Here is a 17,123-nt window from a genome sequence, read left to right as displayed (position 1 = left end):
CGCACGGGCTCCGTGGGAGGGGCTTCACGCGCTGGCGCCTGCGCTACTCGCTCGCCGGCACCAGCGCCTCACCGATCCCGCGAGGGTCGCTGGCCGCCTGGACGGCGCCACTCACCTTGTTCCAGAACAGCACCTGCTGGTTGCCGTACTGCCGGTCCAGGCGCTTGAGCTGGTAGCCGCGCTTCTGCAGCTCGGCGATCTGCTCGGCGCTGAAGGTGTCCGGCTCGTGCTCGATCACATCGGGCAGGAACTGATGGTGGTAGCGGGCCACGGCCGGCCAGCGCTCGATGGGCTGATCGTCCAGGTACTCCAGCATCGACAGCAGCACCATGCTGGGGATGCGGCTGCCGCCGGGGGTGCCGAAGGCGGTGAATTCGTCGTTGCTTTCGAGGAAGCTCGGGCTCATCGAGGACAGTGGGCGCTTGCCGCCGGCGATCGCGTTGACCTCGCTGCCGGCCAGGCCATAGGCATTCGAGCCCTGCACGTCGGCGGCGAAATCGTCCATTTCATCGTTGAGCAACACACCCGTGCCGGGCACGGTGAAGGCGGCACCGAACGGCAGGTTGACCGACAGGGTGGCGGCAACCGAGTTGCCCTGGGCGTCGAGTACGGCGAAGTGCGTGGTGTGGTCGCCTTCATGCCAGGTGCCGGCCGGTGGCAGGGCGGAGCTCGGTGTGGCCTGCTCAGGGTCGATGCTGCCGGCCAGCACGGCGAGGTGGCCGGGCGAGAGCATCTCCTGCAGCGGGTTCTTGACGAAATCCGGGTCGCCCAGCAGGGCGCGATCACGGTAAGCGCGGCGCAGGGCCTCGACCACGTAGTGCACGCGCTGCACCGGTTCGGCCTCCTGCCAGGGCAGTTGCTGGAGTATCGCCAGGCTCTGGGCCAGCGCCACGCCGCCTGCCGAGGGGGGCGGCGCGCTGATCAGCTCGTGGCCGTCCTCGAGGCGGAAGCGCAGCGGCTCGCGGCGCGCCACGCGGTACTCGCGCAGGTCGTCGAGCGTCCAGATACCGCCGGCCTGGCGTACGCCCGCGGCGAGGCGCTCGGCAATCGGGCCCTGGTAGAAACCAGCGCGGCCGTGATCGGCCAGGGCCTGCAGGGTGACGGCCAGGTCCGCCTGGCGCAGCAGCTGGCCTTCGGCGGGCACGTCGCCCTGGTCGAGGAACAGCTTCGCGCTTTCCGCATCGTCACGCAGCGCGGCCAGGCGCCAGGTGGCCCGTTCGCGGTAGACGCGGTCCACGGCAAAGCCTTCCCTGGCCAGGCGAATGGCCGGTGCCAGGCTGGTTTTCAGCGGCAGGCGCCCGTGATGCTCGGCCAGCTCCACCAGGGCGGCCGGCAAGCCGGGAATGGCGGCGGCCAGTGCGCCATTGAGCGACAGCTCGCGCTGCACCTTGCCGTCACGCACGTAGAGGTCCGCCTTGGCCTCCAGCGGCGCCCGTTCGCGTGCGTCGATGAAGTCGTAGCGGGGCGTGTCGCCTGCAGTGCGCAGGAGGAAGAAGCCGCCGCCGCCCAGGCCGGAGCCGTAGGGCTCTACCACGGCCAGCGCAGCGCTGGCGGCGACGGCAGCATCGAAGGCGTTGCCGCCGGCGTCGAGTATCTGCTTGGCGGCCGCGGTGGCGGCCGGGTGAGCGGTGGCGATGGCGGGCTGGTGCGGTGCTGCCTGGGCCAGCAGGCTGGCGCCGAGCAGCAGGGTCGATAGCAGGAGGTTGCGCAACATGCGATCTACCGGGGCGGCTGAAGGAGGCTGCAAGCTTAGCAGCCCTGGCCTGGCGATGGGCGATGCGCAGCCGCCACGGACGGCCTGTCGCCTCCCGGGCGGGGAGGAGGGATCAGGCCTTGCCGGTGATGATGCGGTACTTCTGCATCAGCTCATCCTTGCTCTCGACGTTGTTCTCGTCGAGCGGGATGCAGTCGACCGGGCACACCTGCTGGCACTGGGGTTCGTCGTAGTGACCGACGCACTCGGTGCACAGGTTGGGATCGATCACGTAGATCTCCTCACCCTGGGAAATGGCGCCGTTGGGGCACTCGGGTTCGCAGACGTCGCAGTTGATGCAGTCGTCGGTGATGATCAGGGACATGAAAACAACTCCTGTCGAGGCGACGCCGCGACACTGGCAGACAACGATGAGGCGAATTGTGCCGGATCGCTGCGTCTTGTGCCATTAGCTCGGCCGGTTGGGCGCTTTGCGTGCCTCTCCCGTTTACGGGGAGGGGCGGGGTGGGAATCGTGGCGCCGCTTTGCCCCTCTCTCATGAATGGGAGAGGGGCATCCGACAGGCGTGAACGGCCGGTGCTTATTGCTTGCGGAAGCGCTCGTTCAGGGCGTCGGCGACGGCCGGATGGACGAACTTGCTGATGTCGCCACCGAGCGCGGCGATCTCGCGGACCAGGGTCGAGGAGATGAAGGAGTACTTTTCCGACGGGGTCAGGAACAGGCTCTCGACATCCGGAGCCAGTTGCCGGTTCATGTTGGCCAGCTGGAACTCATACTCGAAGTCCGACACGGCGCGCAGGCCGCGCAGGAACACGTTGGCGCCCTGTTCCTTGACGAAGTGCGCAAGCAGGCTGGAGAAGCCCACGACTTCGACGTTGGGCAGGTGCCTGGTGACCTCGCGGGCCAGCTCCACGCGTTGTTCCAGCGGGAACAGCGGGTTCTTCTTGGGGCTGGCGGCGACGGCGATGATGACGTGATCGAACAGGCGCGCAGCGCGTTCGACCAGATCACCGTGGCCCTTGGTGATGGGGTCGAAGGTGCCGGGGTATAACACTCGATTCATCGGGACGTCCTGGCGGGTCGAAAAGGAGTCGGATGGTAGCGCAGCGCATCCCGGCGGCCAAGCCGCAGGGATGCGCCGTCTGTTCCTGACTCAGGGGCGGTGCGTCTAGCTCGGGCTTTTCAGGCGCTCGGCCAGGAGCGTCGCCAGTTTCGCCGTGAGCCCGTAGATCGACAGCTGCGGGTTGGCACCGATGCTGGTGGGGAACAGCGAGCCGTCATGGACTGACAGGTTGGCCAGCTGGTGGTGCCGGCCGAGGCTGTCCACCACCGCCGTCTGCGGGTCTTCACCCATGGCGCAGCCGCCCATCACGTGGGCGCTGCCCAGGCGCGTGCGGTACAGCGCCAGGTCGAGGTTGTCGATCATCTCCCGGGCCTCGCGCCAGGTGCTGACGAAGCGCGCATCGGCATGGGTCGGCATCACCGCCTTGGCGCCGGCGGCGAACTGGATCTCGGCCATTGTCAGGAAGGCCCGGCGCACACCGTCCCAGGTGTAGTCGGTCATCTGGTAGTCGAGCACCGGGCTGCCGTCGCCGCGCAGTTCCACGCGTCCTTCGGCGCTGTCCGGGTGGAAGCCGTCACGCAGCAGGGCGAGCATCACGTTGGTGTAGGGCAACTGCTCCATGCGCAGGGCATTCTCGCGGCCGAATTCGCCGAGCAGGGTGCTGGTCAGCGCCGGTTGCAGCGGCGGCACTTCCAATTTGTAGGACAGGCGCCCGGTGGTGCCGTCGTCCCACTGGAAGTGATCGGAATAGAGCGACTGGGGCGCGCCGTAGAAGGGGTTGATCACCTGCTCGAACTGCGCGGCGGAGAAGTTCACCAGGTGCAGGTAGGTACGACGGCCGATGCGCTGGTGCGGGTCCGGCGCTGCGGAACGCAGCAGGATGCCGGGGGTGTTGATGCCGCCGCCGGCCAGCACGTAGTGCCGTGCCTTGACGCGGATGCGCTTGCCGTTGGGCGCCACGCAGCGCTCGTCCATGCCCAGGCAGTCGAGGCCGACCACCTGATCGCCTTCGATCACCAGTTTGTCGGCGCGGGCCAGGTAGAGCAGCTCGCCGCCTGCCTCGAGAGTGGCGGGGATGGTGGTGACCAGCATCGACTGCTTGGCGTTGGTCGGGCAGCCCATGCCGCAATAGCCGAGGTTCCAGCAGCCGCGCACGTTGCGCGGGATCACCGCCCAGTGATAGCCAAGCTTGTCGCAACCGGTGCGGATCACCTCGTTGTTGGCATTCGGCGGTACCACCCAGGGTGCTACCCCCAGGCGCTGCTCCATCTTCTCGAACCAGGGCGCCATCGACTCGACGTCATGGCCTTGCACGCCATGGGCTTCGGCCCAGTGCGCCAGGGTCTGCGCGGGCGTGCGGAAACTGCTGGTCCAGTTGATCAGCGTGGTGCCCCCGACGGCGCGGCCTTGCAGGATGGTGATGGCGCAGTCCTTGCTCATGCGACCGATGCCTTCCTGATAGAGCGTCGGGTAGGCCTCGGCTTCCTGCATCTTGAAGTCATCGCTGGTCTTCAGCGGGCCTTCTTCGATCAGCAGCACCTTGTAGCCGGCGGCGCTGAGGATCTCCGCCGTGGTCCCGCCGCCGGCACCGCTGCCGACGATGGCGACATCCGCCTCCAGCGTCAGGTCGTTTTCCAGACGCGAACCGTCATGGGTTTTCCAGCCTTTGGCCAGGCCTTGCTTGAACAAATCGGGTACGGGCATCGTTTTTCCTCGGGCCACTGAAACCTGCTGTGCGGTCCGCGTGCGGCGTCAGGTCCTCGCCCGTGACTCGGCGTACTTCTGTACGGCCTCGTCACGTGCTGCGAGCCTTCCTTGCACTCGAATCGCTCGCTGCGGTTCCAGAGGCATCATTCTGATAATGGCGGTTGGCTGAATTCAGACGGTGGGCGGGCCGGGATAGCCGCAGTGCGCCCAGGACTCCGGCCGGCCATACCAGGCCATCATCACCAGTTGCAGCAGCGAGGCATGGCCCATGCGCAACAGGCTCAGGCTGCTGTTCTGCCAGCGATCGAGGAAGTGCCGCACATCGTCGGCACTGGCGTTCTCCCAACTGCCCCAGATCCCGGTCAGCGGGCCGCGGGTGATGGTCAGTGCCAGCACGTCGAACAGCTGCACGGTGAGCTTCCGCATTTCCGGGGAGAAGTGCGCCAGGCCGTTGTCGATGCTGCGCAAGGTGCCCTCGACGGCCTGCGGCATGCGTTCGCTGGCGACGGCGCCGTCGAGCATGACCGGGATCAGCGCCCTGAAAAACGGCAGGTCGCTGCTGCGCAGGATCAGGTAGCCGCTAGCCGGCGTGCCGGCCGAGCAACCACTGAGCGTGGCGGTGAGTCCGGCCGTGCCGAGCAGCGCCGTACCCATCAGGCCGACTTTGAGCAGGCTGCGCCGCGACAGCTGCGGCGCATCTGGAGTGGTGTCGTTCATTGTTGTTATCACCAGGCGTAGAGCGGGCCAGGCCCGCGTTGATCAGCGCACGAACAGTTTGTAGACCAGCTTCTGGATCGACTTGCCATAGGGCGGGTAGATCAGGCGTGCCGCGTTGAAGCGCTGCTTGATGAACACCCCCTTGGCCTTGCTGAACGTCAGGAACCCTTCGTGGCCGTGGTAGTGGCCCATGCCCGACGGGCCGATGCCACCGAACGGCATGTCGTCCTGGGCCACGTGCAGCAGGGTGTCGTTCAGGCACACGCCACCGGAATGGGTTTCGTGCAGCACGCGCTGCTGCTCGTGCTTGTCGTAGCCGAAGTAGTACAGCGCCAACGGGCGCGGCCGCGCGTTGACGTAGGCGAAGGCATCTTCCAGGCGGTCGTATGGCACCACCGGCAGCAGCGGGCCGAAGATCTCGTCCTGCATCAGCTTCATCTCGTCGTTGACGTCCAGTACCAGGCTCTGCGGCAGGCGCCGGCCCTGGGCTTCGGGGTAGAGCGGGACGATGCGTGCGCCCTTGGCCTCGGCGTCCTGCAGGTAGCCGTTGAGGCGTGCCAGCTGGCGCTCGTTGATGATCGCCGTGTAGTCCGGGTTGTCCTGCAGTTGCGGGTAGAAGCGCTGCACCACCTCGCGGTAGGCGCTGACGAAGCCTTCGACGCGGTCACGCGGTACCAGCACATAGTCCGGGGCCACGCAGGTCTGTCCGGCGTTGAGGGTCTTGCCGAAGGCAATGCGCTCGGCGGCGTCCGCCAGCGGCACCTCGGCCGATACGATGGCCGGCGACTTGCCGCCCAGTTCCAGAGTCACCGGGGTGAGGTTTTCCGCGGCAGCACGCATCACGTGCTTGCCGATGCTGGTGGCGCCGGTGAACAGCAGGTGGTCGAACGGCAACCTGGAGAAGGCCACGCCCACCTCGGCCTCGCCCAGGGCGACGCTGACCAGGTCCTCGGGGAAGATGCGCTCCAGCAGGTCCTTGATCAGTTGCGAGGTGGCCGGGGTGGACTCGCTCATCTTGATCATCACCCGGTTGCCGGCGGCCAGGGCGGCGGTCAACGGGCCGATGGCCAGGAACAGCGGGTAGTTCCACGGCACGATGATGCCGGCCACGCCCAGTGGCTGGTAGATGACCTTGGCCGAGGCCGGCAAGAACTGCATGCCGACGCTGCGGCGCGACGGCTTCATCCACTTGCGGATGCGTCGGGTCGCGTAGTCGATGCCATGCAGGCTCGGCATCAGCTCGGCGAGCAGGGTCTCGTCAGCGGAGCGGTTGCTGAAGTCTTCGGAGATCGCCGCGACCAGGGCGTCCTGCTGCTGGACCAGCAGCTCGCGCAGGGCCTTGAGCCACTGGATGCGCTGCTCGGCTGACGGCATGGGGTTGGCGCCGAAGGCAGAGCGTTGCAGGGCGAAGGTGCTGTCCAGCTGGTTGATCTGCTGTTGGCTGTGCTGCAGGTAGGCGATGTCGGCGACCATGGGGATTCTCCTCGACGTTCCAGCTGGGCGTGGTTGCACGCTCCGATTCGACTGAACTGGATTTTTAGAGCAATTACTCTAATGTGTCAAATAGGATGCCGCGCGACGCTGTCCGCTGCACCCTAACCAAAGGTCAGCGAAAGCCTGCCGGTTGCACCGGGGGTAACACTTCGCCGGTTTCTGCCTGTACCTTTGCCTCTTTTCGACGTCGAGACCGAGCTGCGAGATGGCGCCACCCAAGACCCGCGATCGCATCGTTGCCGAGAGCCTGGCCCTGTTCAACAGCCAGGGCGAGCGCAATGTCACCACCAACCACATCGCCGCGCACCTGGGGATTTCGCCGGGCAATCTGTATTACCACTTCCGCAACAAGCAGGTGATCATCGCCGAGCTGTTCGCCCAGTACGAAGCCCAGGTCGACAGCTTTCTGCGCCTGCCCGAGCAGCGCGCGCTGACGGTGGACGACAAGACCTTCTATCTGGAGGCGCTGCTGGCGGCGATGTGGCACTACCGCTTCCTGCATCGCGACCTGGAGCACCTGCTGGAGTCCGACGCCGAGCTGGCCGAGCGCTACCGCGCCTTCGCCCGGCGTTGCCTGGTTGGCGCGCAGTCCATCTACCAGGGGTTCGTCGACGCCGGCATCCTGCTGATGACCCCGGCGCAGATCGAGGCGCTGACACTCAACAGCTGGATCATCATGACCTCCTGGGTGCGCTTTCTCTGCACCGCCGGCGCCAACCCGGACAACCTCAGTCAGGACATGCTGCGCCGTGGCATCTATCAGGTGCTGGCGCTGGAAGGCGGCTACATAGCGCCCTCGGCACGCGAGGCGGTCGAGGCGCTGTACGGTCGTCTGCATGTGCCGCTGGAGCAGGTGCTGGGCTGATTGCCTCTCGTCTCCGGTCTCGGCAGGAGGGGCTACGTCAGCGCATGCCGCGCAGGAACGGCGTCGGTCGCGATCATTCGAGGCTCGCCAGCCACTGTGGGATACGCCGCTCCAGGTAATACACCGGCTTGCGCGGGCTGCCTTCGACGAAGCCGACATGGCCGCCCCTGGCGTGCAGTTCGAACTCGGTGCCGGGTGCCAGCTCGCTGGCTTCGGGCAGGCTGTGGCGGAAGATGAAAGGGTCGTCCGCCGCCTGGATCAGCAGGGCAGGGGTGCGGATCGCGCCGAGGTAGAAACGGCTCGACGCGCGGCGGTAGTAGTCGTGGGCGTCGGCGAAGCCATGCAGCGGCGCGGTGATGCGACCGTCGAAGTCCCAGAAGGTGCGCATGCCGTCCAGCGGTCCCAGCCGTTCCAGTACCGACAGGCGCTCGCCCTGGCCCTGCTCGGCGAACAGGCGCTGCTTGTCGTTCACGTAGGCGACCATCTCGCGCATGAAGTGCGCCTGGTATACCCGCGAGAAACCCAGGCCGATGCGGTCCGCGCACTGGTCCAGGCGAAACGGCACGGACACCGCCACGGCGCCGCGCAACTGGCTCTGCGCGCCGCTTTCCCCCAGGTACTTGAGCAGCACGTTGCCACCCAGCGAGTAGCCGACCGCATACAGCGCTGCCATCGGCCGTTGCGCACGCAGGTGGGCCACGGTCGCGGCCATGTCCTCGCTGGCCCCGGAATGGTAGCCGCGTGGCAGCAGGTTGGGTTCGCCTGAGCAGCCGCGCCAGTTCAGCGCCACGCTGGCCCAGCCGCGTGCAGCCAAGGTCTGCTGCAGGCCCAGCACGTACAGCGAGTCGGAGCTACCGGTCAGGCCGTGCAGCACCAGTACCAGCGGCGCGTGGGCGTCGTGCGGGCCATGCCAGTCGAGGTCGAGGAAGTCGCCGTCGTCCAGCCACAGACGCTCACGCCGGCGCTGCAATTGCGGCGGCTTGCGGCAGAAGGGGTTCCACAGCGTCTGCAGGTGCGGGCCGGGGAGCCACCAGGCGGGCTGGAAGGGCGTCATGGAACTGTCCTGTCGGGGGATGGTGTTTTTACCCATATACCGCCGTGTTGGTGGATGTAAAAGGCGACATCCACCCTACATGGCGTTCAGCGTGGCCTGGTCGGGTGGATGGCGCTTGCCTCGCCAGCACTCACCCCAGGCAGGTCACTGTGCGCTGCGTTGCCACAGCGCATAGTGCACCTGGCCGGTGTGTTTCTCGCGGTGCAGGCGCCAGTTGCCGGGCAGGCCCAGGGTCGAGGGCGCCGTTTCGCTTTCGGTATAGATCCAGGCGTCAGCGGCCAGCCAGCCCTGCGTTTCCAGCAGCGTGCAGGCAGCTTGCAGCAGGTCCTTGTGGAACGGCGGGTCGAGCAGGACGATGTCGAAGCATCGCGGGGCCGGGCGCGCCAGCAGCTGCAGGGCGTCGCCCAGCTGGATCTCGCCGGCGCTGCACTGCAGGGTCGCCAGGTGTCCGCGCAGGGCGTTCACCGACGCCGGGTTGAGATCGCAGGCCAGGCCGCTGGCGGCGCCACGCGACAGCGCTTCGAGCAGCAGGGCGCCGCTGCCGGCGAAGGGGTCGAGCACGTGGGCGCCCTCGACATGGGGTGCCAGCCAGTTGAACAGGGTCTCGCGCACCCGGTCCGGGGTCGGGCGCAGGCCCGGCCCGTCGGGAAAGGCGAAGCGCCGCGAGCGCCACTCGCCACCGATGATGCGCAACTGGCCCTGGCCGCCATGGGCCTTGCCGGGCGCCTTCTGCGGGGTACGGCCGCGCATCAGTGCGGCACCGTGCTGGGCAGCTCGCTGGGGCGCTCGGTGGGCGGCGGCAGTTCCTTCTGCGCTACGGTCGGGCCGGCAGTGACCACCACCAGCGCGGCGGGGTCGAGGTGCCTGGCCATCGCGGCCTTCACCTGCTCGGTGGTCAGGCCCTGCACGTCACGCATGAAGTCGTCCAGGTAGCTCAGCGGCAGGTCATAGAAGCCCATCGAGGCCAGTTGCCCGACGATATCGGCGTTGCTCGCGGTGGACAGCGGGAAGCTGCCGGCCAGCTCGCGCTTGGCGTTGTCCAGTTCCTGCTGGGTCGGGCCCTCGCGCAGGTAGTCGGTGAGCAGCTGTTTGACCAGCGCCAGGGTGCCCTCGCTGAGTTCGGCGCGGGTCTGCAGGTTGATCATGAACGGCCCGCGCGCCTGCATGGCGCTGAAGCCGGAATAGACGCCGTAGGTCAGGCCGCGTTTCTCGCGCACTTCGCTCATCAGGCGGGTGCCGAAGCCACCGCCGCCGAAGATCTGGTTGCCCAGGTACAGGGCGGCGTAGTCCGGATCGCGGCGGTCGATGCCGAGCTGGGCCAGCATCAGGTGCGTCTGGTTGGACGGGTACTCGATGTGGCTGCTGCCGGGCTTGGGCGTTTGCGGCTGGGCGATCGCGGCCAGCGCCGGACCCTGCGGCAGGGCGGCGGAGACCTGCCTGGCGATGGCCTCGGCCTCGCTGCGCGACAGGTCGCCGACCAGGGCGATCACCGCGTTGCCAGGGGTGTATGCGCGGGCGTGGAAGGCCTGCAGCTGCTGGCGGGTGATCGCCGGGATCGACTGCGGCGTGCCATCGCTCGGGTGTGCATAGGGATGCTTGCCGTACAGGTGCTCGAACAGTTCCAGGCTGGCCAGCTTGCCGGGGTTCTGCTTCTGGTACTCGAAGCCGGCGAGCAGCTGGTTCTTGATGCGCGCCAGCGAGTCGGCCGGGAAGGTCGGCTTGCCCAGCACCTGGCTGAACAGCGCCAGGGCCGGCTCGCGCTGCTCGCGGGCGCTGAGGCTGCGCAGGCTGGCCACGGCCATGTCGCGGTAGGAGCCGTTGCCGAAGTCGGCGCCGAGGCCCTCGAAACCGGCGGCGATGGCGCCGACGTCCTTGCCTGGCACGCCCTCGTTGAGCATGGCATTGGTCAGGGCCGCCAGGCCCGGCACGTCACCATCCTGGCTGCTGCCAGCGGCGAAGGTCAGGCGCAGGTCGAACATCGGCAGCTCATGGGCTTCGACGAACAGCACCTTGGCGCCTTGTGCGGTGTTCCAGGTCTGGATGTCCAGCGTGCGCCGGGTCGGTGCCTGGTTGTCGAGGGCCGCCAGTGATTGCAGCTTGGCGCCTTCGCCGGTGGCTGCTGGCGTGCCGACGACGCTGCAGGCGCCCAGTGCCAGGGCGGTGGACAGGGCCAGGCCGAGGAGACCCAGACGGCGGTGCTCAGTCTTCATGACGGGACTCCTGGTTACGGGACGCTTCGGGCAGGACGTGGGCGACGCTCAGGCGGTCGCGGACGAAGAAGGTGCGGGCAGCCTGCTGGATGTCGGCCGGGGTCACGGCTTCCAGCTCGGCCAGTTCCTGGTCGATCAGCTTCCAGGACAGGCCGACGGTCTCCAGCTGGCCGATGCTGGTGGCCTGGCTGGTGATCGAGTCGCGCTCATAGACCAGGCCGGCAATGACCTGGGCGCGCACCCGGGCCAGCTCGGCGGCGGATGGCGGCGTCTTCTTCAGGGCTTCCAGCTCGCGCCACAGGCCCGCTTCGGCCTGTTCCAGGGTCTTGCCTTTCTGCACGTTGGGCGTGGCCGTGAGGACGAACAGGCTGTCGCCACGGGTGAAGGCGTTGTACCAGGCGCTGGCGCCGGAGACGAGTTCCTCGCCACGTTCCAGGCGCGTGGACAGGCGCGCGCTGTAGCCGCCGTCGAGCAGGGCCGCCGCCAGGCGCAGGGCGTAGACCTGGCGCGGCGTCGCGGTGGTGGCCAGGCTGGGCACGTTGAAGCCCATCATCAGGTTCGGCAGCTGGGTCTTGAGGTAGAGCGTGGTGCGTCGTTCACCGGCGGCCTGCAGCTCCAGCGGCAGCTTGGCCTTGGGCACCTCGCGGCGCGGGATGGCGGCGAAGTAGCGCTGGGCCAGGCTCTTCACCTGATCGACGCTGACGTCGCCGACCACCACCAGGGTGGCGTTGTTCGGCGCGTACCACTGGCGGTACCAGGCGCGCAGTTCGTCGATGTGCATGCGCTCCAGGTCGGCCATCCAGCCGATGGTGGGGATGCTGTAGCCGCTGGCCGGGTAGGCCATGGCCTTGAACAGCTCGAAGGCCTTGGACGAGGGACGGTCGTCGGTGCGCAGGCGGCGTTCCTCCTTGATCACCTCGATTTCCTTGTCGAACTCGTTGGCCGGCAGCTGCAGGCTGGCCAGACGGTCGGCCTCCAGCTCCAGCGCCACGCCCAGACGGTCGCTGGCCAGGACCTGGTAGTAGGCGGTGTAGTCGTCGCTGGTGAAGGCGTTCTCTTCCGCCCCCAGGTCGCGCAGCACCTGCGAGGCCTCGCCCGGGCCGAGCTTGGCGCTGCCCTTGAACATCATGTGCTCCAGGGCATGGGACAGGCCGGTGGAGCCGGGTGTCTCGTAGCTGGAACCGACCTTGTACCAGAGCTGGGAGACCACCACGGGGGCGCGGTGGTCTTCGCGCACGATGACCTTGAGGCCATTGTCGAGACTGAATTCGTGGGTGGGTTGAGCGGGTGAGGCGAAGGCCACCATTGGCGCGCAAAGGGCGCCGAACAGCAGGCCGAGGGAGCGGCGGGCAATGGCATTCATCGAGAGTCTGACCTGTCGGATAGCCTGGGCGGTCGTACCGCCAGCGGGCGAAGAGGTGCTAGGATACCCCATCCTTTTCCGGGGCGGCGCAGCAAGGCTTTGCAGCCTGTGAGCGAACGCTCCCTTGAGATGCAAGCGACCCATGTTTGGTTCCAATGACGACAAGAAGTCGCCGGCCGATGCCGGCGCGCAGAACCCGCCTGTGACCGAAGAAAAGAAATCCCTGTTCAGCTGGTGGCGCAAGAAGCCCGCCGCGTCGACGCCTGAGTCGGCGCCCGAGTCCGTGCCGGGCGTGGCTGACGAGGCCGCGAATGCGCCTGCTGCCGAGGTGCAGGAGACGCCTGCGCCGCGCCTCGACACACTCCCCGAGCCGCAGCCGCAGCCGCAGCCGCAGCCGCAGCCGCAGCCGCAGCCGCAGCCGCAGCCGCAGCCCGAGGCCCCGGCGCCTGTCGTCGACGCCACGCCGGTGGTGCCGAGCCCTGCTCCGGCACTTGCCCCGGTTGTCGAGGCGGCGCCGAGCCCGGCTGTTGTCCCGGTCGCCGAGCCCACGCCGAGCCCGGCCATCGCAGTAGTGCCCGAGCCGGTCGCAGTCGCCGAACCGGCTGCCGCGGAAGTGCAGGCACCCGCCGCGCCGGTTGCTGCCACCCAGGACAAGCCGGGCTTCTTCGCCCGCCTCAAGCAGGGCCTGTCCAAGACCAGCGCCAGCCTGGGCGAGGGCATGGCCAGCCTGTTCCTTGGCAAGAAGGCCATCGACGACGACCTGCTCGACGACCTGGAAACCCGCCTGCTCACCGCTGATGTCGGCGTCGAGGCGACCACCGCGATCATCGGCAACCTGACCAAGCGCGTGGCGCGCAAGGAGCTGGCCGACAGCGGCGCGCTGTACAAGGCGCTGCAGGAAGAGCTGGTGACCCTGCTCAAGCCGGTCGAGCAGCCGCTGCAGATCGACAGTGCCAAGCAGCCCTACGTGATCCTCGTGGTCGGCGTGAACGGCGTCGGCAAGACCACCACCATCGGCAAGCTGGCCAAGAAGCTGCAGCTCGACGGCAAGAAAGTCATGCTCGCCGCTGGCGATACCTTCCGCGCCGCTGCCGTGGAGCAGCTGCAGGTCTGGGGTGAGCGCAACAACATCGCGGTGATCGCCCAGCACACCGGCGCCGACTCGGCTTCGGTGATCTTCGACGCGGTCCAGGCGGCCAAGTCGCGTGGCGTCGACGTGCTGATCGCCGACACCGCCGGGCGCCTGCACACCAAGGACAACCTGATGGAAGAGCTGAAGAAGGTCCGTCGGGTGATCGGCAAGCTGGACGACACGGCGCCGCACGAAGTGCTGCTGGTGCTCGACGCCGGCACCGGACAGAACGCCATCAGCCAGGCCAAGCAGTTCAATCAGACGGTGAACCTCACCGGTCTGGCGTTGACCAAGCTCGACGGCACCGCCAAGGGCGGGGTCATCTTCGCCCTGGCCAAGCAGTTCGGCCTGCCGATCCGCTACATCGGCGTGGGTGAAGGCATCGACGACCTGCGCCCGTTCCAGGCTCAGGACTTCGTCCAGGCACTCTTCGAGGAGCGTGAACGCGGATGATCCGATTCGAGCAGGTCGCCAAGCGTTATCCCAATGGCCATGTCGGGCTGCACGAACTGACCTTCCGCGTTCGCCCCGGCGAGTTTCTCTTCGTCACCGGCCACTCCGGCGCCGGCAAGAGCACGCTGCTGCGCCTGCTGCTGGCGATGGAGCGACCCACCAGCGGCAAGCTGCTGCTGGCCGGGCAGGACCTGTCGACCATCACCAACGCGCAGATTCCCTTCCTGCGCCGCCAGATCGGCGTGGTGTTCCAGAACCACCAGCTGCTGTTCGACCGCACGGTGTACGACAACGTCGCCCTGCCGCTGCAGATTCTCGGCCTGTCCAAGCCCGACATCGCCAGGCGCGTCGGTTCGGCGCTGGAGCGGGTCAGCCTCAGCGACAAGGCCGCCCAGGCTCCGGGTGACCTGTCCACCGGTCAGCAGCAGCGCGTCGGCATCGCCCGCGCCATCGTCCATCGCCCGGCACTGCTGCTGGCGGACGAACCCACCGGTAACCTCGACCCGCGCCTGGCCGCCGAGATCATGGGCGTGTTCGAAGACATCAATCAGCTGGGCACCACGGTGCTGATCGCCAGCCACGACCTGGCGCTGATCGCGCGCATGCGCCAGCGCATGCTCACCCTGCAACGTGGCCGCCTGATCGGCGATGGGGAGGCAGCCTGATGAGCGCGTCGAAGATGCCCACGCCGCAACCGGCCGAACGCGTCGGCGCGGCGCCGCGCAACAAGGTGGCGGCCCGTCCGGCGGACGAGCCGGATTTCCGTACCCTGTTCCACGCCTGGCTGGAAAGCCACCGCGCCAGCATCGTCGACAGCCTGCGCCGTCTGGCGCGCCAGCCCATCGGCAGCTTCTTCACCTGCCTGGTGATGGCCGTGGCGCTGAGCATGCCCATGGGCCTGTCGCTGCTGCTGGACAACGTCGAGAAACTCGGCGGCTCCTGGCAGCGTGCGGCGCAGATTTCCTTGTTCCTCGAGCTGTCCGCCAGTGAGCGTGAAGGCGAGGCGCTGCGCGAGCAGATCAAGGCGATGGACGATGTCGCCGACGTCGAGTGGATCAGTCGTGAGCAGGCGCTGGAAGAGTTCCAGCAGCTTTCCGGCCTCGGTCAGGCGCTCAAGGAGCTGCCGGAGAACCCGTTGCCGGGTGTGGTGCTGGTCACGCCCAAGGAGGTCGACAAGGCCAAGCTGGAAGCCTTGCGCCAGCGTTTGGCCGAACTGCCCAAGGTGGAACAGGCGCAGCTGGACCTGGTCTGGGTCGAACGCCTGACCGCGATTCTCAAACTGGGCGACCGCTTCGTCTTCGGTCTCAGCGTGCTGCTGATCCTGGCGCTGCTGTTGGTGATCGGCAACACCATCCGCCTGCACATCGAGAACCGCCGCGCGGAGATCGAAGTGATCAAGCTGGTCGGCGGCACCGACGGTTACGTGCGTCGCCCCTTCCTCTACATGGGCGCGCTGTACGGTTTCGGTGCCGGTGTCTTCGCCTGGCTGCTGCTGGCCTTCGGGCTGGATTGGCTGAATGATGCTGTAGTACGTTTGGCCGGCCTTTACGGTAGCGATTTCGCGCTGGGTGGCGTACCTTCGGGCGACGGCTTTTCGCTGCTGCTGGGCGCCGTGCTGTTGGGCTATATTGGCGCCTGGCTGGCGGTAGCGCGGCATCTGAACGAGCTGGCGCCGCGTTGATGGGCTTGCCCGGCAAGCTGAACGCCAGCTGACAAGTCATTGTTTTGGTTGATATTGACTATCTGTCAGGGAACTTATCCACAGGCCCTGCATCAGATAGCGCAGTGCTACACTGCACGAGTTTCGTGAATCGGAGGATTCGAATGTCCACTTCCTTGCAACCTGTTCATGCTCTGGTTCCAGGCGCCAACCTGGAAGCATACGTGCATGCGGTCAACAGCATTCCGCTGCTGACGCCCGAGCAGGAGCGTGAACTGGCCGAAAATCTCTACTACCAGCAGGATCTCGAGGCCGCCCGCCAGATGGTGCTGGCCCACCTGCGTTTCGTGGTGCACATCGCGCGCAGCTACTCCGGCTACGGTCTGGCCCAGGCCGACCTGATCCAGGAGGGCAACGTCGGCCTGATGAAGGCGGTCAAGCGCTTCAACCCGGAAATGGGCGTGCGCCTGGTGTCCTTCGCTGTGCACTGGATCCGTGCGGAAATCCACGAGTTCATCCTGAAGAACTGGCGCATCGTCAAAGTGGCCACCACCAAGGCCCAACGCAAGCTGTTCTTCAACCTGCGCAGCCAGAAGAAGCGTCTGGCCTGGCTGAACAACGATGAAGTGACCGCCGTGGCCGAGAGCCTGGGCGTCGAGCCGCACGAAGTGCGCGAGATGGAAAGCCGCCTGACCGGTCAGGACATGGCCTTCGATCCGGCCGCCGATGCCGACGACGACAGCGCCTACCAGTCGCCCGCGCACTATCTGGAAGACCATCGCTACGACCCGGCCCGCCAGCTCGAGGACGCCGACTGGAGCGATAGCTCCAGCAGCAACCTGCACGAAGCGCTGGAAAGCCTGGACGAGCGCAGCCGCGACATTCTCTACCAGCGCTGGCTGGCCGAGGAGAAGGCGACGCTGCATGACCTGGCCGCCAAGTACAATGTGTCGGCCGAGCGTATTCGCCAGCTGGAGAAGAACGCCATGAACAAGCTCAAGGGCTGTATCGCCGCCTGAGCCTGTCGAGCCAACGAGAAGCCGCACCTGGGTGCGGCTTTTTTCTGCCTGGAGCCATCGTGTGAACAAGCCACCCCTGAGAGCACAGCACGGGCTCCTGTTCATTGTCGTGGCCATGCTGTTCTTCGCCTGGGGCGCCTGGCTGATGCGCAGCACCGAGGTCCAGCCGGTTGCCAACCTGCAGACCTGGCGCGACGCGCTCCTGCAGCCTCTGGCGGACGATCATCTGCAACTGGCGGATCTGCAGCGTCTGGCCCCCGGCGAGCTGTGGCTGGAACCGCGCCTGGATGGTGCGCGCCTGAGCTACCGTGCCCGGCTTCAGGGAGAGGAGGGTGAATGGTCGCTGCAGGCCGTGCTGGCCTTGAGCGACAACCAGCGTGACAGCCTGATGGCGGCGCAAGGGTTGCGCCCGGGCGACGCCGAGCAGGTATTGCCCGCTGTGCTCGTCGAGCAGATGGCGCGTTTCTCCATCGCCAGTCTGAACCTTAGCGCCCCGGCGTCACTGGCCAGCCAACGTCTGGCTGCCAGCCTGGGGCAGCCGCGTCTCAGCCTGGAGCTGGCAGAGGGACAAGCCTGGGTCTACCCGCAGTGGGGGCTGACGGTGCACCTGCGTGGTGACGACATCGCGCTGCTGCATGCGCTGCCGCGCAAGGCCTTTCGCAGCCGCTAGGG

The 17,123-nt window shown here is 67.2% G+C and carries 16 protein-coding genes; 6 read left to right on the top strand and 10 right to left on the bottom strand.

The window, feature by feature from the left end; genetic code table 11:
- Positions 1-43: 43 nt before the first annotated feature.
- From ggt to EWH21_RS22585, 6 genes are all read right to left on the bottom strand, one after another.
- Positions 44-1,714, bottom strand: a complete 1,671-nt coding sequence (ggt, locus tag EWH21_RS22610) for a gamma-glutamyltransferase (protein WP_277699378.1) — start codon at positions 1,712-1,714, stop codon at positions 44-46.
- A gap of 112 nt (positions 1,715-1,826) precedes the next feature.
- Positions 1,827-2,078, bottom strand: coding sequence for a YfhL family 4Fe-4S dicluster ferredoxin (locus tag EWH21_RS22605; protein WP_004373873.1), 252 nt, complete (start codon positions 2,076-2,078; stop codon positions 1,827-1,829).
- Positions 2,079-2,294: 216 nt separating this feature from the next.
- Entirely contained in the window at positions 2,295-2,777 is a 483-nt protein-coding gene (coaD, locus tag EWH21_RS22600; protein WP_037056471.1) for a pantetheine-phosphate adenylyltransferase, read from the bottom strand.
- Between the two features lie 105 nt (positions 2,778-2,882).
- Positions 2,883-4,481, bottom strand: coding sequence for a GMC family oxidoreductase (locus EWH21_RS22595; protein WP_277699377.1), 1,599 nt, complete (start codon positions 4,479-4,481; stop codon positions 2,883-2,885).
- A 174-nt stretch (positions 4,482-4,655) separates the two neighbouring features.
- Positions 4,656-5,201 (bottom strand): twin-arginine translocation pathway signal protein, encoded by a 546-nt coding sequence (locus EWH21_RS22590; RefSeq protein ID WP_277699376.1) that lies wholly within the window; start codon positions 5,199-5,201, stop codon positions 4,656-4,658.
- Between the two features lie 42 nt (positions 5,202-5,243).
- Entirely contained in the window at positions 5,244-6,674 is a 1,431-nt protein-coding gene (locus EWH21_RS22585; RefSeq protein ID WP_277699375.1) for a coniferyl aldehyde dehydrogenase, read from the bottom strand.
- Positions 6,675-6,900: 226 nt separating this feature from the next.
- Between EWH21_RS22585 and EWH21_RS22580 the strand changes: the two genes are divergently transcribed.
- A complete protein-coding gene (locus tag EWH21_RS22580) occupies positions 6,901-7,560 on the top strand; it encodes a TetR/AcrR family transcriptional regulator (RefSeq protein WP_037056465.1) in 660 nt (219 codons plus the stop codon).
- Positions 7,561-7,633: 73 nt separating this feature from the next.
- Here the strand turns inward: EWH21_RS22580 and EWH21_RS22575 are convergent, their stop codons facing one another.
- The 4 genes from EWH21_RS22575 to EWH21_RS22560 form a co-directional block, all read right to left on the bottom strand.
- The gene (locus EWH21_RS22575; protein WP_277699374.1) at positions 7,634-8,614 is read right to left on the bottom strand and encodes a hydrolase; all 981 of its coding nucleotides are present in this window, start codon (positions 8,612-8,614) and stop codon (positions 7,634-7,636) included.
- A 144-nt stretch (positions 8,615-8,758) separates the two neighbouring features.
- Positions 8,759-9,364, bottom strand: a complete 606-nt coding sequence (gene rsmD, locus EWH21_RS22570; protein ID WP_134676414.1) for a 16S rRNA (guanine(966)-N(2))-methyltransferase RsmD — start codon at positions 9,362-9,364, stop codon at positions 8,759-8,761.
- Positions 9,364-10,824: a pitrilysin family protein gene (locus EWH21_RS22565; protein WP_277699373.1), complete on the bottom strand. Its 1,461-nt coding sequence runs from the start codon at positions 10,822-10,824 to the stop codon at positions 9,364-9,366. Before EWH21_RS22565 ends, rsmD begins: the two co-directional genes overlap by 1 nt.
- Complete coding sequence (locus tag EWH21_RS22560; RefSeq protein ID WP_037056455.1) at positions 10,814-12,187, bottom strand: pitrilysin family protein; 1,374 nt, start codon at positions 12,185-12,187, stop codon at positions 10,814-10,816. The genes EWH21_RS22565 and EWH21_RS22560 overlap by 11 nt, the downstream gene beginning before the upstream one ends.
- A 142-nt stretch (positions 12,188-12,329) precedes the next feature.
- Between EWH21_RS22560 and ftsY the strand changes: the two genes are divergently transcribed.
- From ftsY to EWH21_RS22535, 5 genes are all read left to right on the top strand, one after another.
- Entirely contained in the window at positions 12,330-13,772 is a 1,443-nt protein-coding gene (gene ftsY, locus EWH21_RS22555) for a signal recognition particle-docking protein FtsY (RefSeq protein ID WP_277699372.1), read from the top strand.
- On the top strand, positions 13,769-14,437 hold the full coding sequence (gene ftsE / locus EWH21_RS22550; protein ID WP_037056449.1) for a cell division ATP-binding protein FtsE: 669 nt from the start codon (positions 13,769-13,771) through the stop codon (positions 14,435-14,437). Before ftsY ends, ftsE begins: the two co-directional genes overlap by 4 nt.
- Positions 14,437-15,453: a permease-like cell division protein FtsX gene (gene ftsX, locus EWH21_RS22545; protein ID WP_134676418.1), complete on the top strand. Its 1,017-nt coding sequence runs from the start codon at positions 14,437-14,439 to the stop codon at positions 15,451-15,453. The genes ftsE and ftsX overlap by 1 nt, the downstream gene beginning before the upstream one ends.
- A gap of 143 nt (positions 15,454-15,596) precedes the next feature.
- On the top strand, positions 15,597-16,451 hold the full coding sequence (rpoH, locus tag EWH21_RS22540; protein WP_037056445.1) for an RNA polymerase sigma factor RpoH: 855 nt from the start codon (positions 15,597-15,599) through the stop codon (positions 16,449-16,451).
- Between the two features lie 61 nt (positions 16,452-16,512).
- Positions 16,513-17,121 carry a hypothetical protein gene (locus EWH21_RS22535; protein ID WP_277699371.1) on the top strand — a complete coding sequence of 203 codons (609 nt, stop codon included), beginning with the start codon at positions 16,513-16,515 and terminating at the stop codon, positions 17,119-17,121.
- Positions 17,122-17,123: the final 2 nt, after the last annotated feature.

The sequence above is a fragment of the Pseudomonas sp. REST10 genome (assembly GCF_029542605.1).
GTDB lineage: Bacteria > Pseudomonadota > Gammaproteobacteria > Pseudomonadales > Pseudomonadaceae > Aquipseudomonas > Aquipseudomonas khazarica.
Note: the sequence above shows the minus strand (reverse complement) of the source record. Positions and strands in the feature narration are given on the sequence as shown.

What these genes read in the sequence shown, in the direction of transcription:
- ggt (WP_277699378.1), bottom strand. Translation starts at nt 1,714, where the DNA reads ATGTTGCGCAACCTCCTGCTATCGACCCTGCTGCTCGGCGCCAGCCTG.
- EWH21_RS22605 (WP_004373873.1), bottom strand. Translation starts at nt 2,078, where the DNA reads ATGTCCCTGATCATCACCGACGACTGCATCAACTGCGACGTCTGCGAA.
- coaD (WP_037056471.1), bottom strand. Translation starts at nt 2,777, where the DNA reads ATGAATCGAGTGTTATACCCCGGCACCTTCGACCCCATCACCAAGGGC.
- EWH21_RS22595 (WP_277699377.1), bottom strand. Translation starts at nt 4,481, where the DNA reads ATGCCCGTACCCGATTTGTTCAAGCAAGGCCTGGCCAAAGGCTGGAAA.
- EWH21_RS22590 (WP_277699376.1), bottom strand. Translation starts at nt 5,201, where the DNA reads ATGAACGACACCACTCCAGATGCGCCGCAGCTGTCGCGGCGCAGCCTG.
- EWH21_RS22585 (WP_277699375.1), bottom strand. Translation starts at nt 6,674, where the DNA reads ATGGTCGCCGACATCGCCTACCTGCAGCACAGCCAACAGCAGATCAAC.
- EWH21_RS22580 (WP_037056465.1), top strand. Translation starts at nt 6,901, where the DNA reads ATGGCGCCACCCAAGACCCGCGATCGCATCGTTGCCGAGAGCCTGGCC.
- EWH21_RS22575 (WP_277699374.1), bottom strand. Translation starts at nt 8,614, where the DNA reads ATGACGCCCTTCCAGCCCGCCTGGTGGCTCCCCGGCCCGCACCTGCAG.
- rsmD (WP_134676414.1), bottom strand. Translation starts at nt 9,364, where the DNA reads ATGCGCGGCCGTACCCCGCAGAAGGCGCCCGGCAAGGCCCATGGCGGC.
- EWH21_RS22565 (WP_277699373.1), bottom strand. Translation starts at nt 10,824, where the DNA reads ATGAAGACTGAGCACCGCCGTCTGGGTCTCCTCGGCCTGGCCCTGTCC.
- EWH21_RS22560 (WP_037056455.1), bottom strand. Translation starts at nt 12,187, where the DNA reads ATGAATGCCATTGCCCGCCGCTCCCTCGGCCTGCTGTTCGGCGCCCTT.
- ftsY (WP_277699372.1), top strand. Translation starts at nt 12,330, where the DNA reads ATGTTTGGTTCCAATGACGACAAGAAGTCGCCGGCCGATGCCGGCGCG.
- ftsE (WP_037056449.1), top strand. Translation starts at nt 13,769, where the DNA reads ATGATCCGATTCGAGCAGGTCGCCAAGCGTTATCCCAATGGCCATGTC.
- ftsX (WP_134676418.1), top strand. Translation starts at nt 14,437, where the DNA reads ATGAGCGCGTCGAAGATGCCCACGCCGCAACCGGCCGAACGCGTCGGC.
- rpoH (WP_037056445.1), top strand. Translation starts at nt 15,597, where the DNA reads ATGTCCACTTCCTTGCAACCTGTTCATGCTCTGGTTCCAGGCGCCAAC.